Origin of the sequence: Pseudomonas pergaminensis, assembly GCF_024112395.2 — a bacterium.
In the GTDB taxonomy this organism is placed as follows: Bacteria; Pseudomonadota; Gammaproteobacteria; order Pseudomonadales; family Pseudomonadaceae; genus Aquipseudomonas; species Aquipseudomonas pergaminensis.
The window spans coordinates 4,612,761-4,627,277 of record NZ_CP078013.2 but is presented as its reverse complement, the minus strand read 5'-3'; the positions used below and the strand labels follow the sequence as shown (position 1 = coordinate 4,627,277).

Genomic DNA, 14,517 nt, shown 5'->3' with positions numbered 1-14,517 from the left:
ACGCCGCCGGTGTTGCCAGCGGAAACTGCGCCCAGTCGTGTCTGCTTGGAGCCCGAGCGTGAATCTCAAACAACTGGAAGCGTTCCAGGCCATCATGTCGACCGGTTCGACCATCGATGCCGCCACGCGCATGGGCTTGTCCCAGTCGGCCATCAGCCGTTTGCTCAGCCAGCTCGAAGAGTCACTGGGCTTTGCCTTGTTCCTGCGCAGGAAGGGCAGGCTGACGCCGACCTCCGAGGCCGAGGCGTTTTTGCCGGAGGTGTCGGGGCTGGTCGACAACATGCAACGCGTCCAGCGCATGGCCGACGACCTGCGCCTGGGTCACGCTGGCCGGGCGCTGCTGCGCGTGGCGGTGCCCACCAGCATGACCCACCAATGGTTGCCCCGTGTGGTTGCCGAATTCATGCAGGGCCGCGACGACCTTGTTATCGAACTGGTCACCGGTTCCTACGATGCGCTTGAGCGCGCGGTGCTGGACCGCAGCGTCGATTTTGCCTTTGTGCGCCTGCCCACCGAATTGCCGGGCTTCGACGTGGTGCCGGTGTTGCAGGTGCAAGGCGTATGCGTGCTTCCCCAAGCGCACGCGCTGTGCGAAAAGCGCGTTATCCAGGTGAGTGATTTGCGCGGTGTGCCGCTGGTGCTGCTGGGCCGCCAGCGCAACCTGCGCACGGAGCTTGACCAGGTGTTTCGGCAGGCGTCCATTCTTCCCAACGTGCGCATGGAAGTGCATTCGGCAGGTGCCGCCTGCGCTTTCGTCGCCGAGGGCATCGGCGTGTCGATCATCAACGAATTGCTGGCCAATGATTTCTTGGACTTGCCGATCGTGACGCGGCCTTTTCTACCGGTTTTGCCGTATTCATTCGGCCTGGTTTTTCGCAGTGATGTTCCCCGTACGGCCCTGACGCAAGCGTTCTCCGATTTACTTGCCCAGCGTTTGCGAATGGCGATGCCGCAGGTGCATTGACGTCAGCGCAGCCCTTCGAGCGTGCGCCACAACTTCCTCATCGTCGGGTTCTGGTTTTCAATCGCGCAGTACGAGCGAATCTCCAACCGCGTACCCCACTCCTCGCCACCCGCCCGCACCAGCAGCCCACGCTCCAACTCATCCACCACCGCGCTCTGTGGCAACCACGCCACACCGTAACCTTCGATAGCCATGCGCATCAGCAGCATGGCCATGTCGGCTTCGTAGCAGCGCTCCAGCACGGCGGGTGCAGGGCCGTTCTTGATCACGATTTCCGCGACCCTGCCCAGGAACGTGGTGGCCGTGTAAGCCAGATGCGGGACGGGTTTTCCCGTGCTCCCCGGCAGGCGATACAGCGGTCGACCGCGTTTGTCCGGCGCGCACAACGGAATAAACGCATCATGCCCCAGGGCCAGGCTGCCGAAGCGTTGCGCATCCAGCAGGATCGGCGCCAGGGGATGGTGGTAGACGATCATCAAATCGCAACTGCCTTCTTCCAGCGCAATCACCGCGTCATGAATATTCGCCGCCACTACCCGTGCATTGAACTGCTCGGTCTGGCGCTGGAACTGCGCCAGCCACTTGGGCAGGAAGGTCATCGACAGGCTGTGGCCGGCGGTCACCTGGATCGAGCGGCCCGGCATGCGTTCCACCTCGCGCAGGCTGGCGCGCAGGCGCATCAGACCGGCCAGGGCTTCGCGGCTTTCGCTGCAGAAGGCTGCGCCTGCGGCGGTCAGTTGCACCGGGTAGGTGCCACGGTCGACCAGTTCGACGCCCACCCATTCTTCCAGTGAACGAATGCGCCGCGACAACGCCGATTGCGTCACGCAGCGCACTTCGGCGGCGCGGGAGAAATTTTTCCACTCGGCGATGGCCAAGAGGTCGTCCAACCATTTGATCTGCATGCCGGTTCTCCAGGCGATGAGCCCTGAGTGTATGCCGCCGCGCGCAGCCTGGGCTGGGCATTCTACAAACTATTCCAAAAGCGCATGGGGTTAGCTGGATTACTCATCATGGCGGGCGGGGTGGGTCCCTAGAATCCGCTCCATACAACAAAAGCCATCTGAGGGCCGCACCTGTGAAGAAGAACAAACTCCCCCGTCGAATCGCAGTTGGCATCGTCTTGGGCGTGCTGGTGGGTTGGGCATGTCACCACTATGCAGGAAGCGAGCAGGCCGCCAAGGCGCTGGCCGGGTACTTTTCGATGGTCACCGATATTTTCCTGCGCATGATCAAGATGATCATTGCGCCGTTGGTGTTCGCCACCCTGGTGGGCGGCATCGCGAGCATGGGCAGTTCGCGCTCGGTAGGGCGCATCGGCTTGCGTGCGATGCTGTGGTTCGTCACGGCGTCGCTGGTCTCGCTGATGCTTGGCATGGCCCTGGTCAATCTGTTCCAACCGGGGGCCGGGCTGAACATGCAGGTGGCGCAACATGCGACGGCAGCGGTGCCAGTCAACACCGGGGACTTCAGCCTCAAGACCTTCATCAGCCACGTATTCCCGCGCAGCATTGCCGAGGCGATGGCCAACAACGAGATCCTGCAGATCGTGGTGTTTTCGCTGTTCTTCGGCTTCGCCCTGGCCGGGGTCAAGCGCGCCGGCTACACGCGCATCACCGACACCGTGGACGAGCTGGCCAAGGTCATGTTCAAGATTACCGACTACGTGATGGCTTTCGCGCCGATCGGCGTGTTCGCCGCGATTGCCTCGGCGATCACCACCAACGGCCTGGGCCTGCTGGCCGATTACGCCAAGCTGATTGCCGAGTTCTACCTGGGGATCGCCCTGCTCTGGGTATTGTTGTTCGCCGCCGGTTACCTGTTTCTCGGACGCTCGGTGTTCACCCTCGGCAAGCTGATCCGCGGGCCGATCCTGCTGGCGTTTTCCACGGCCAGCAGCGAGTCGGCCTACCCCAAAACCATGGAGGCGCTGGAGAAGTTCGGCGCGCCCAAGCGGGTCTCCAGTTTTGTGTTGCCGCTGGGCTATTCCTTTAACCTTGACGGCTCGATGATGTACCAGGCGTTCGCGATCATGTTCATCGCCCAGGCCTACAACATCGACCTGAGCTTCACCCAGCAACTGCTGATTTTGCTGACGCTGATGATCACCAGCAAAGGTATGGCCGGCGTGGCGCGGGCGTCGGTCGTGGTGGTGGCGGCGACGCTGCCGATGTTCAACCTGCCCGAGGCGGGTTTGTTGCTGATCATCGGTATCGACCAGTTCCTCGACATGGCGCGCACCGCCACCAACGTGGTGGGCAACAGCATCGCCACGGCGGTGGTGGCCAAATCCGAGAGCGCGGAAGAACCCGCTGAACTGCCGCAGGGAGTGCACGCATGAAAACCACCTCCCGGCTGGGCATCGTCGGCGGGCTCGGTTCGCTGGCGGGCGGCGATCTGTTCTACAAACTGGTCAAGTCCCGTGCCGTGCTGGAGGACCAGGGGCGCTATCACTTCCTGTTCGAGCAGCACCCGTTCAAGGATGTACTGCTGCCCCTGGACCGTAACGCGAGCATGACCGCGCGCAAGTTCTATGTGTTCCAGGTATGCAAGACCTTTGAAAACACCGGGGTGGATGCGGTGCTGCTGCCGTGTTTCGCCAGCCAGACCTTTCGCGCTGAAATCCAGCAGGAACTGGGCATTCCCGTGCTGGACATGATGCACGCGCTGGTCCGGCACATCACCCGTCGAATAGCGCCTGGCACCACCCTCGGCGTGATCGCATCGGACTTCGTGCGTCACAGCGGCTTGTTTGAACAGCACCTCGGTCAGCACTTCAACCTGGTGTACCCGGAGGACCACGCCCAGGCCGCCTTGATGGAGGCGATGTACGGCGTCAACGGCATCAAGGACGGCCACCTTGACGGTGTGCCGCTGGAGTCGGTGTACCAGGCGTGCCTGTCGCTGCAAGGGCAGGGCGCCACGGTGATTGTGCCGGGCATGACCGAGCTGTCGCTGGTCTGCGGCGACCTGCAACGGCGTGGCATCAGCGCCCTCGACATCAACCAGATCTACGCCGAGTTCGCCACCCAGGCCGATGGTCCGGCGCGTCAGCCGCCGTTCAAACTGGGCATCGTCGGCGGCGTCGGCCCGGCGGCTACCGTGGACTTCATGGGCAAGGTGGTCGCCCATACCCCGGCCGGCAAAGACCAGGACCACATCAAGATGGTGGTGGAACAGAACCCGCAGATCCCCGACCGCACCGCCAACCTGCTGCGTGATGAAACCGACCCGACCCTGGCCCTGTACGCCACCTGCAAACGCCTGGAAAGCGCCGGCGCCCAGGCCATCGCGATTCCGTGCAACACCGCCCATGCGTTTGTCGAACGCATCCAGGCGCACCTGCGCGTGCCCATCGTCAACATGCTCAGCGAGACGGTGGAGTGGATCGTGCAGACCTACGGCAGCGGCCAGGCCGTGGGCTTGCTGGCGACGTCCGGCACCCTGCAAAGCCAGGTCTACCACCAGGCCGCGCGAGGCTGCGGCTTGCAACTCATCACACCTGGCTTTGATTACCAGGCGCTGGTGATGGAGGCGATCTACGGCGAACGGGGGATCAAGGCGGGGTTTACCGCTGGCGTGTGCCGTGAGCAGTTGCTGCTGGCGGCAGAGCATTTGTGTGAACAAGGGGCGAAGGTGTTGATTCTCGGGTGTACCGAGTTGCCGTTGGTGCTGGCGCATTGCGAGGTGTTCGAGATCGGCGCCCACCGGGTCGCCCTGGTTGACCCCACGACGGTTCTGGCGCGCCGTTGTGTCAGCCTTTCGTCGGGAGCTCATCGTGTCGGATAAAAAAATTTTGTGAGCGCCGCTTGAAAATTTCCAGCCTGAACCTACTTAGGTTTTACGCGATGCCGAATGCGGGTCGCGTATCAAATCACTTGGAGAAACCTCAGGAGATTTTGCAATGGCTACTACTCTTTCGTTGGCCCCACTGTTCCGTCACTCTGTCGGCTTTGACCGTTTCAACGACCTTTTCGAATCGGCGCTTCGCAGCGAGGCCGGCACCACCTACCCACCTCACAACGTCGAAAAGCACGGTGACGATCATTATCGGATCGTGATTGCGGCCGCAGGCCTGGTGGAGGATGACCTGGAAATCCAGGTGGAAAAAGGCGTGTTGACCGTCGCCGGCGGCAAGCGCGAACACGATGAGGGCATCACCTACCTGCACCAGGGCATCGCCCAGCGCGCGTTCCGCTTGTCGTTCCGCCTGGTCGACCACATCGAAGTGCAGGGCGCGCAGCTTTCCAACGGCCTGCTGAGCATCGACCTGCTCAGGGTGGTACCGGAGGAAGCCAAGCCAAAACGCATTGCGATTGGTGGCGCTGCCAAGGCGGATGTGAAATCCATCAGCGAGCAGTGAGTTGAAATGAATAAAGGCGCTCTTTGGAGCGCCTTTATTTTGCCCAATGATTAACAGTCATTTTCTATCTTATTTGCGCTCGTCGTTTGAGCCCGAGTCCACCCCTGCGCGGCCGGGCACGATGCCAAGGGCTCGGGATCGTCCGGTGCATATGGGGTCAGGCCTTTATGAAGAATTATTTAAGAATGACCTGGCACATCCTGTCGGCGTGAGTGCTTTCTGGGCGTACCGCGTTTTTGACTCCCTTCATTAACCCCTAATAATCAATTGCTTGAAAAAGAATAGTCAGTGTCGGATCGGGAAACCGTTCATAAGCTGGCTATCTTTTTATGCGCGTTTTATTCCAAAAAGGTCTTTTGTCGAAAAAGCGGCGACATGATTGATTCACGTTGAAGTGTAATAACTTGTTTCAGATTTTTTGCCGCTTTTGGGTACCGATCTGAGGGCTTTGTGTCGGCTAACAGGGGGATATCCGTTCGTTGCGATGCGGTGGTTTCGGCCTGTGACATTGATGATTTTGCTTCCACCCACGCGGTGGAGTGCAAACAAGGGATCTGTATTAATTATCGAGGCTTGAACCGATGAACCTACAAGGGCCAGGACTACACACTTGGTAAAGCACCCGCCGACAGCCGGGGCGACCTGGCTGTCGGCGCGGTTGTGCGCCTTTCAAGAGGATCACAAGCATGGCATTCACCACCCTGATACTCGATGCACCCGGCCCGCCGTTGTTATTCGAGGAAGTCGACCGATTCCTCGCGTTGGGCCTGGTCGTCACCCTGAATCTCTACTATTTCACTGATAAGGATGGTATCCGCGAGCACTATGGCGAGCGCATTCACTACACCGAGATCAACGGTCACGACCGGCAGGCTTTCATGGGGGCCGTGATGTTGGCCGGAGGGTACAGCGTGTTCAAGACGCGCCTGAATATTCCCATTGAGGGCGAACTGATTCGCAACGCTGCGTCACCGGCTCTGCCAACGCCGCTGCGCGCTATTGCTCAAGCCGGTACGGGTGTCAACCATATCGACCGGCAAGCGGCCCAGCAGTGTGGCGTGACCCTGCTGAACACTCCAGGCGCCAACGCGGCTGCGGTTGCTGAATATGTCCTGGCCCAGGCGTTGTATTTATCCCGGGACCTGGACCACTACAACGCTGAAACGCACAAGGGATGCTGGTCCAAGGGCACCTTGGCGCCAGGCCTGGAGTTCGGCGAACTCACGCTAGGGGTGGTCGGCACGGGCAGCATCGCTCAAGAGGTCGCACGCAAGGCGGGAGCGCTCGGTCTCAAGGTCATCGCCACCGGTTCGGAACGCTTTACCGACCAGGTCGCGCGCAGCCTTGGCCTTGAGCGCCGGCAAACCCTCGAAGCATTGCTGAGGGAGGCCGACGTGGTCTCGATCCACGTACCGTTGACCCCGCTGACCCGCGGCCTGTTTGGGCTGACCCAGTTCAGGCAGATGCGCCAAGGTTCGATACTGATCAATACCGCGCGCGGCGGCATCGTCGATGAAGCGCAGTTGGCGAGTTTCATGACGGCGTTTCCCAGGCATATAAAAGCAGTCGCCATCGATACCTTTGCCCTGGAAAAAGACTGCTTCCACTCGCCACTGGCAGGCGTCGGCAATGCCCAGCTCACACCGCATATTGCAGGCACCACAACGACGGCAATCCGCAAGGCTTCGCGGCAGATTGTCGACAAGATCCACGCGCTCAGCCTGGCGGCGAACGCAGGTTAACCCCTCGACACAAGGAAGCCTTCCTCATGCAACGCTCTATTCATCAACGCCTGGACGCCCTCAGTTGTACCGACCTCAGCGATGCCATGGATCGCCTGAAAATCCTTTGTCAATGTACCGACATCAAGCCGCTGGACCGGTCCTTCAGCCTTACGGGCAAAGCCTGGACCCTGCGCTACGGACCTGTTGGCCTGGAGGGGGGCTCGGTGGGCGACGGCCATCGACGCCGGTGTCCCATTGCGGCAAGCGCGCGCAGACTACGGGTACCACGCCTTGCAAACCCCGCGCGGCTGACAACCCTGATCGAGCCAACGGCGTAAGCAAGCAGTGGCACACTGGGCGCGGACGTGTTGCAATCCCCCGCAGCCGTAACCGGGTGGACCCAGTGTGAAACGCCATTTCGAAGACCTGCAGCTCGGCAGCATCGAGCTGTTTTGCCTCGCCGCCGAAGCCAACAGCTTCACCGCCGCCGCGCAGGTTGCCGGTGTCACGCCGGCGGCCGTGAGCCGCAGCATTTCACGCCTGGAAGAGCGCCTGGGCTCGCGGCTGTTTGTGCGCACCACGCGCAGCATCCGCCTCACTGACAGTGGCCGCACCTTCTTCGAACAATGCCGCCAGGCCCTGACCCAACTGGTGGAAGCGCAACAGGAGGTGATGGGCGCGCAAGCAGTGCCGTCCGGCCTGTTGCGCATCAGTATTCCCACCACCTACGCCCATCACCGTCTGCTGCCGCTACTGCCCAGGTTTCGTGCGCTGTACCCGCAGGTGACGGTGGATATCCACATCAGCAATCGCAATATCGACTTCGTCGCCGAAGGCTACGACCTGGCGGTCCGTGTGCGCGCCCAGCCCGACTCATCGCTGATTGCGCGCCTGCTGGAAGACGCCGAGTTGGTGGTGGTCGCGGCACCGTCCTATCTTGAACGCGCCGGCATCCCACAGACGCTGGAAGATCTGCCCGCCCATGAATGCATCCAGTACGAATTGCCCAGCAATGGCCGGCGTATCTCCTGGCTGTTTCAGGTGGATGGCAAGGCGCAAGAGTATGCGGGGCAGGCGGGGTACAGCTGCTCCGATGATGTGCTGGGCGGGGTGACCCTGGCCAGGCACGGCGCGGGGTTGTTTCAGACCTACAAGTTTATTGTCGAGCAGGAACTGGCTGACGGCAGCCTGGTAGAAGTCCTGCAGCCGTTCGGTGGGCGTTCACGGCCGTTTACCTTGTTGTATCCCCATGGTCGCTATGTGCCGCATCGTGTGCGGGCGTTTGTGGATTTCCTGATGCAATGCCGGGACGAATCGGCGGCGCCGTAGACGCGGCAATATCCCAGGTCAGCAGCAGTTGGCTGATCGCCGCGTCGATGCTGGCGTGGGGTACGTTGTCGCGCGCAAGGATCGAAATGCCCTGCAGGAAACTGTCAAATACCGTCGCCATCACCGCCGGGTCAATCGTGCCTGGCAATTGCCCTGCACGTATCGCACGCTGCACACAGGTCACAATCCCCGCCCGTGTGCGCAGCCGCGATTGCGTCAATCCATTCGCCACCCGCGCATTCTCGGGGCTCGGCGCACTCATCACGCCCAGCGCCACCATGCAGCCCTTGGGATGCCCGTCTTCACACTGCATGCGTGCCGACTGGCGCAGCGCCGTTTCAACCGCCTGACGCGGCGACAGGCTTTCGTCCCACAGGCATTCGGTGACCTGTGCGTAGGTCGTCAGGTAGCGCTGTACACATTCGTCGAACAGCGCCTCTTTGGAACCGAACGCCGCATAAAAACTCGGCGCGGAGATACCGCCACCCAGGCCAGCCTTGAGTTGGGCGAGTGAGGTGGCGTCGTAGCCGTGCTGCCAGAACAGGTGCAAGGCCTGGTCTACGGCGTGATCGCGGTCGAAGGTGCGGGGGCGGCCCATTTGTGCCATGGCGGATCTCCGGTGGAGGAAGCGAGATAAATACTAGTCGATACATAAGTCGTTGACAACACGCTATGTCCAGACGCAACATTTGTATCGATCAGTATTTAAATCTCGCTCAAGGAGTTACCTGTGACACCTCCACTCACTTTATCGGCGTCATCCGACCGCCTGCCCATCGGCGCCTTGCTCGCCCTGGCCATGACCGGCTTTATCTGCATCGTCACCGAAACCCTGCCCGCCGGCCTGTTGCCGTTGATCAGCGACGGTCTGGCGATTTCCCCGTCGATGGCCGGGCAGATGGTCACCGCGTATGCCTTGGGCTCGGTGCTGGCGGTGATCCCCATGACCGTCGCGACCCGTGGCTGGCGCCGGCGCAATGTGCTGTTGCTGACCATCGTCGGTTTCCTGCTGTTCAACTCCATCACCGCGCTGTCGTCCCACTACGGTGTGACCCTGGTGGCGCGTTTTTTTGCCGGTGTGGCAGCGGGGTTGGCCTGGAGCCTGCTGGCCGGTTACGCCCGGCGCATGGTCGCGCCGCACCAGCAGGGCAGGGCGCTGGCGTTGGCGATGGTCGGCACGCCGATTGCGCTGTCGTTGGGTGTACCGCTCGGCACTTGGCTGGGTGGGTTGGTGGGATGGCGCACCACGTTTGGCCTGATGTCGGCGGTGAGTCTGGTGTTGATTGCGTGGGTGTTGGTCAAAGTCCCGGACTACGCTCCCCAGCCCGCCCATCAACGTATGTCGCTGGGCCAGGTGCTGAGCACGCCGGGCGTACGGCCGGTGCTGGCGGTGGTGATCAGTTGGATGCTGGCGCACAACATTCTGTACACCTACATTGCACCCTTCGTGGCGCCGGCGGGGTTGGCCGAGCGGGTCGACCTGGTGCTGTTGGTGTTCGGGGTTGCCGCGCTGGCAGGGATCTGGCTCACGGCCAGGCTCGTTGAGTCGTTGTTGCGCAAGACCGTGCTCGTCAGCCTGGCGGTGTTCGCGGTCGTCTCGCTTGGGCTGGGTCTTTTTGGCAGCCTGCCGGAAGTGGTCTACCTCGGCGTGGCCGTGTGGGGCCTGAGTTTCGGCGGCGCCGCGACCCTGCTGCAGACCGCCCTGGCCGATGCGGCGGGCGATGGCGCCGACGTGGCGCTGTCGCTGAATGTGGTGGCCTGGAACAGCGCTATCGCCGGCAGCGGTGTCGTCGGTGGGGTGTTGCTCGAGACCTGGGGCGTGGCCTCGTTTCCGTGGGCGATGTTGCTGTTGATCGGTGTGTCGCTGGCGATTGCCTGGAGCGCCCGTGCCCATGGTTTCAAACCCGGGCGGCGCATGGGGGCGCAGATAATGGCTCATTAAACCCTCGGACGAATGCCAGAGGGTGTACGCTGGGTATCAATTCATCGGATATCAGCCCTTCATGTCCACGCTAAGCGAAGAGAGCCGCCAGATCGTAGCTTCTCTGGCGCACCGTGTTGGTCCCTCCGCGGATATCGCAGGCATCGCCGAGGCGATCACGTCGATATTGCAGGACATGGACGCAGCACTCACGCCCATCATCGGGCAGCAAGGCTGTGTCGCCTTGCTGCGCCGCAGCCTGCACCTCAGCGCCTCGGCCCATGCGCGATTGGCCGGCATGCACGATCGTGTGCAAGCCACGCCTGACAGATCCGGGCTCAAAGCCGTACTGCTTGAGCAGACTGAGGCCGATGCGCTGTTTTTCGGTGAGGTGCTGCTGACCACTTTTTACACTTTGCTCACCACGCTGATCGGGCCTTCGCTGACCGCGCGTTTACTACGCGACGTGTGGGAACCTTCTTTGAGCGACACCCCTTCGCAGGAAAATTCGCCATGAGCACCAAAGTAACGATCAACCGCCTGGCTACCGGTGTGCCAGGGCTGGACGAGGTGCTGGGCGGAGGTTTGCCGGAGTTTTCGTTCAACCTTATCGCCGGTCCGCCTGGCTGTGGCAAGACCACCCTGGCGCATCAGATGATGTTTGCCCTGGCGACACCCGAGCGTCCGGCGCTGTTTTTCACCGTGCTGGGCGAGCCGCCGCTGAAGATGCTCCGTTATCAGCAGCAGTTCGACTTCTTCGACAGCGACGCGATCAACCAGTCGATCCGCTATATCAACCTGGCCGACGACACCCTGGCCGGCGACCTGGACGAAGTGCTGCGCCGGATTGTCAGCGAAGTGGAGGCGCATGCGCCGTCGTTGGTGTTTGTCGACTCCTTTCGTTCGGTGGTGCTGGCCAGCCAGACCCAGCACAACCCCAATAACAACCTGCCGCAGTTCGTACAACAATTGGGTATGTTGATGACCACGTGGCAAGCGACCACCTTCCTGATCGGCGAGTACTTCACCGAGACCGACACCAACCCGATCTTCACCGTGGCCGATGGATTGATCTGGTTGCGCCAGAGCGTCGAGCGCAATTCGATGGTGCGCAAGATGGAAATCATGAAGATGCGCGGCCAACCGACCTTGCCGGGGCTGCACACCTTTCGTATCGCCAGTTCAGGCATCAGGGTGTTCGCACCGGCCCCGCTCAACCCGGACGAGACGCCGAGATCGCTGCCCATGCAGCGCCTGAAAATGGGCGTGCCACGCCTTGATGAGATGCTCGGTGGCGGCCTGCCCCGTGGCTATTCGTTGCTAGTGGCGGGGCCTTCGGGGTCGGGTAAGAGCATCCTGGCAGCGACCTTCCTGGCCGAGGGCGCGCGCAATGGCGAAGCCGGTGTGATCGCGGTGTTCGAGCAACGGCCCAACCACTCGCAAAACGCAACGCTGGCCGACTTGATCCGCAGCGGCCAGGTCAGCCTGGTAGACAGCCGGGCGCCGGACCTGTCGATCGACGAAATTGTCCAACTGCTGCTCAGCGAAATCAGCCGCTTGAACGCCACGCGGGTGGTCATCGATTCGCTGTCGGGCTTTGAGCTGGCCCTGGCGCCGACCTTCCGCGCAGACTTCCGTGAGTCGTTGTCACGTATGGTCACCGCGTTGACCCGCGCCGGGGTCAGCGTGTTGATGACCTCAGAGCTGGAAGACCGCTACACCGACCTGCGCTTCAGCCCCTACGGCACCGCGTTCCTGACGGACGCGATTATCGTGCAGCGCTACATCGAAGTGCGCAGCCGCCTGCTGCGCATCATGGCCGTGGTCAAAGTGCGCGCCAGTGCCCACTGCGACGAGCTGCGCCAATACCACATCAATGACGATGGCCTGCAGATCGGCGAGATGCTCGCTGACCAGGAGGGGCTGCTGGGTGGGCGTCCGACGACCCAGCGCACAGGAGACCACAATGATTGAACTGACCCATGAGTAATTCGGCGGGAGAGGACGCGCGTAAAGTGGCCAATGCGGCCCATGAGCTGTTCCTGCTCGGCCAGAAAATCGTTGAAGCCCGTGCAGTACTGGCTGCGCTGCAGCAACAACTGGAAGGCGCCAACACTCGCCTAGAGGATACCCAGCATGTCGAGCAACTGATCGAGGCCAACCAGCAGTTGGTGCTGGCACTGCTCCTGGCCCAATCCGACACTGTCGCGGCGCCGAAGGTAGAGGACCAACTGCTGTTCCAGAAGCTGCGCGAAGCCAATGCGCAACTGGTGTTCGCCGCACTCAGCGCCCAGGACCTGCAGGTCACCGCCGAACGTGCGTTAGGTCAGCAGAAACGCATCCTGGCGATGGTCGCCCATGAACTGCGCAACCCGCTGACGCCTATCAGTCTGATTGCCGAGCGCATGGTCCGGCTACCCAGCGACGAACTGCCGCGTATGCGTGAATTGATAGAGGGCCAGGTCCAGCATATTTCCCAACTGGTCGATGACTTGCTGGATGTCTCGCGTGCCAGCACCGGCAAGCTGCGCATCCACCGTCGCGAGGTGGACATGCTGCGTATCCTGAATGCCGCTGTCGAGGCCTATAGCCCAGTGATGATCGGTCGAAAGCAGCAATTCGATGTGGTGTTGCCGGATGTTATCCCGAGCCTGTACGGCGACCCCGTACGGCTTGCGCAGATCCTGCACAACCTGCTGGGCAACGCAGCCAAGTACACGCAAGCGGCTGGCCGTATCGCGATGGTGGTGAGCGTAGAGGCCGGGCAACTGAAGATCAGCATTGCCGACAACGGCATTGGCGTGACCGCCAAGGCCTTGCCGTTCATTTTTGATCCTTATGTGCAAGATGCCCACGCCATCGGTTTCAACAGCGCCGGCCTGGGTATTGGCTTGACCGTGGTGCGCGAACTGGTCGAAGCCCACGGCGGTACAGTGACGGGCATGAGTGAAGGACACGGCAGGGGCAGCGAGTTTGTGGTCGTGCTGCCGCTATCCAGTCAAGGGATCAGCCGTGCATCGCGCAACTGATCGAACACGTCGAAAAAGGCCTGGTCGCTGGCCTGGTAAGCGGTGAAACCCAGTTGGCGGCTCTTGGACATATCGGTGACCACCTCGATCGGCCGTCCCAGGTCGGCGTCGGTGTGCCATGGCGAAATGAGTCGGCTGATGTCGGCTTCTTTCAGCCCGTACTGCGCCGCGATCTGGTTCCAAGTGGCCTGGTCGTCGGCCATCTGGCGCTCGAGTGGGGCGGGCGCGGCTGGGAACGGTGCTGGTGCAAGGCCGAAGTAATCGGCAATCTGCCCCCACATCCATTGCCAGCGGAAAACATCGCCATTGGTGATGTTGAACGCCTGGTTGGCAGCCGCTGACGTGGTGGCTGCCCATAGCTGTTGCTGGGCCAATTGCCGCGCATCTGTCATGTCGGTGAGGCTGTCCCATTGCACGCGGGAGCCTGGGAACACAAATGGGCGCCCGGTGTATTTGCACACGCTGGCGTAGACGGCGAGGGTGGTCGCCATATTCATCGCATTGCCCACAGCGACACCCGTGACGGTGTGCGGGCGGTGCACGCTCCAGGTGAAACCATCTTTCTCGGCCGCAGCGAACACTTCGTCTTCCTGGGCGTAGTAGAAATTCTCCACGTCCAGGCGGCCTTGGTCTTCGCGGAACGGAGTTTGCGGCAGGCTGCCCTTGCCATAGTTTTCAAAGGGGCCGAGGTAGTGCTTCAGCCCGGTGACCAGCGCTACGTGTTGCACACTGCCGGTGGGGCGTACGGCGTCCAGCACGTTGCGCACCATGGCGGCGTTGACGCGGATGTTCTCGACTTCCGTGGCCTGGCGCGACCAAGTGGTGATGAATACGTGGGTGGGTTTTAACGCGGTCAGTGCCTGCTGTACGGTGGCCGGGGATTGTAAGTCGGCGCTTATCGGGATCACGCCGGGCACCTGGGAGGGGCTGCGTGAGAGCGCGGCAACCTGCCATTGGTTGTCCAGCAGTAATTGGGTGATGGCGCTACCAACGATGCCGCTGGCGCCGACGACTAAGGCTGTCTGGGTCATAAAATTCCTCCGAGGATGTAGGGTTCTGAACCCTTGCATGTAGGAGAGGTTCAACCTTTACCGAAAGCCTGGCGGCACCAAACAGGTATCTGAGGGTCCATAGGCCCCGCACGAATATTCGCGCGTGTCCGTTTACCCTTACCATAAGATCTAACG

At 61.6% G+C, this 14,517-nt stretch carries 14 protein-coding genes; 11 read left to right on the top strand and 3 right to left on the bottom strand.

Going from position 1 to position 14,517, the window contains the following annotated elements:
• Positions 1–58 precede the first annotated feature (58 nt).
• Positions 59–964, top strand: coding sequence for a LysR family transcriptional regulator (locus KUA23_RS20935; RefSeq protein WP_252992790.1), 906 nt, complete (start codon positions 59–61; stop codon positions 962–964).
• A 2-nt stretch (positions 965–966) separates the two neighbouring features.
• Here KUA23_RS20935 and KUA23_RS20930 read toward each other — a convergent pair whose 3' ends face one another.
• The gene (locus tag KUA23_RS20930; RefSeq protein WP_252992789.1) at positions 967–1,869 is read right to left on the bottom strand and encodes a LysR substrate-binding domain-containing protein; all 903 of its coding nucleotides are present in this window, start codon (positions 1,867–1,869) and stop codon (positions 967–969) included.
• A 173-nt stretch (positions 1,870–2,042) separates the two neighbouring features.
• On the opposite strand from KUA23_RS20930, the gene KUA23_RS20925 reads away from it, so the two are divergent.
• From KUA23_RS20925 to KUA23_RS20900, 6 genes are all read left to right on the top strand, one after another.
• Positions 2,043–3,305: a dicarboxylate/amino acid:cation symporter gene (locus tag KUA23_RS20925; RefSeq protein ID WP_252992788.1), complete on the top strand. Its 1,263-nt coding sequence runs from the start codon at positions 2,043–2,045 to the stop codon at positions 3,303–3,305.
• Positions 3,302–4,753 carry a cysteate racemase gene (cuyB, locus tag KUA23_RS20920; protein ID WP_252992787.1) on the top strand — a complete coding sequence of 484 codons (1,452 nt, stop codon included), beginning with the start codon at positions 3,302–3,304 and terminating at the stop codon, positions 4,751–4,753. Before KUA23_RS20925 ends, cuyB begins: the two co-directional genes overlap by 4 nt.
• Positions 4,754–4,868: 115 nt before the next feature.
• Positions 4,869–5,327, top strand: coding sequence for an Hsp20 family protein (locus KUA23_RS20915; protein ID WP_071490189.1), 459 nt, complete (start codon positions 4,869–4,871; stop codon positions 5,325–5,327).
• Between the two features lie 686 nt (positions 5,328–6,013).
• Positions 6,014–7,069, top strand: a complete 1,056-nt coding sequence (locus KUA23_RS20910; protein WP_252992786.1) for an NAD(P)-dependent oxidoreductase — start codon at positions 6,014–6,016, stop codon at positions 7,067–7,069.
• 26 nt (positions 7,070–7,095) lie between these two features.
• Entirely contained in the window at positions 7,096–7,389 is a 294-nt protein-coding gene (locus KUA23_RS20905; RefSeq protein WP_252992785.1) for an RraA family protein, read from the top strand.
• A gap of 67 nt (positions 7,390–7,456) precedes the next feature.
• Positions 7,457–8,380, top strand: coding sequence for a LysR family transcriptional regulator (locus KUA23_RS20900; protein WP_100490118.1), 924 nt, complete (start codon positions 7,457–7,459; stop codon positions 8,378–8,380).
• Here the strand turns inward: KUA23_RS20900 and KUA23_RS20895 are convergent.
• Entirely contained in the window at positions 8,283–8,987 is a 705-nt protein-coding gene (locus KUA23_RS20895; RefSeq protein WP_078049500.1) for a TetR/AcrR family transcriptional regulator, read from the bottom strand. The genes KUA23_RS20900 and KUA23_RS20895 overlap by 98 nt on opposite strands.
• Positions 8,988–9,110: 123 nt before the next feature.
• Here KUA23_RS20895 and KUA23_RS20890 point away from each other — a divergent pair, with 123 nt between their 5' ends.
• The 4 genes from KUA23_RS20890 (at position 9,111) to KUA23_RS20875 (ending at position 13,330) form a co-directional block, all read left to right on the top strand.
• Complete coding sequence (locus KUA23_RS20890; protein WP_252992784.1) at positions 9,111–10,322, top strand: MFS transporter; 1,212 nt, start codon at positions 9,111–9,113, stop codon at positions 10,320–10,322.
• A 61-nt stretch (positions 10,323–10,383) separates the two neighbouring features.
• The gene (locus tag KUA23_RS20885) at positions 10,384–10,818 is read left to right on the top strand and encodes a hypothetical protein (protein ID WP_100490119.1); all 435 of its coding nucleotides are present in this window, start codon (positions 10,384–10,386) and stop codon (positions 10,816–10,818) included.
• Positions 10,815–12,275: an ATPase domain-containing protein gene (locus tag KUA23_RS20880; protein ID WP_071490183.1), complete on the top strand. Its 1,461-nt coding sequence runs from the start codon at positions 10,815–10,817 to the stop codon at positions 12,273–12,275. Before KUA23_RS20885 ends, KUA23_RS20880 begins: the two co-directional genes overlap by 4 nt.
• An 8-nt stretch (positions 12,276–12,283) precedes the next feature.
• Complete coding sequence (locus KUA23_RS20875) at positions 12,284–13,330, top strand: sensor histidine kinase (RefSeq protein ID WP_071490182.1); 1,047 nt, start codon at positions 12,284–12,286, stop codon at positions 13,328–13,330.
• On the opposite strand, the gene KUA23_RS20870 is transcribed toward KUA23_RS20875, so the two are convergent.
• Complete coding sequence (locus KUA23_RS20870; protein WP_071490181.1) at positions 13,300–14,361, bottom strand: SDR family oxidoreductase; 1,062 nt, start codon at positions 14,359–14,361, stop codon at positions 13,300–13,302. The two genes, KUA23_RS20875 and KUA23_RS20870, sit on opposite strands and share 31 nt — an antisense overlap.
• Between the last annotated feature and the right edge of the window lie 156 nt (positions 14,362–14,517).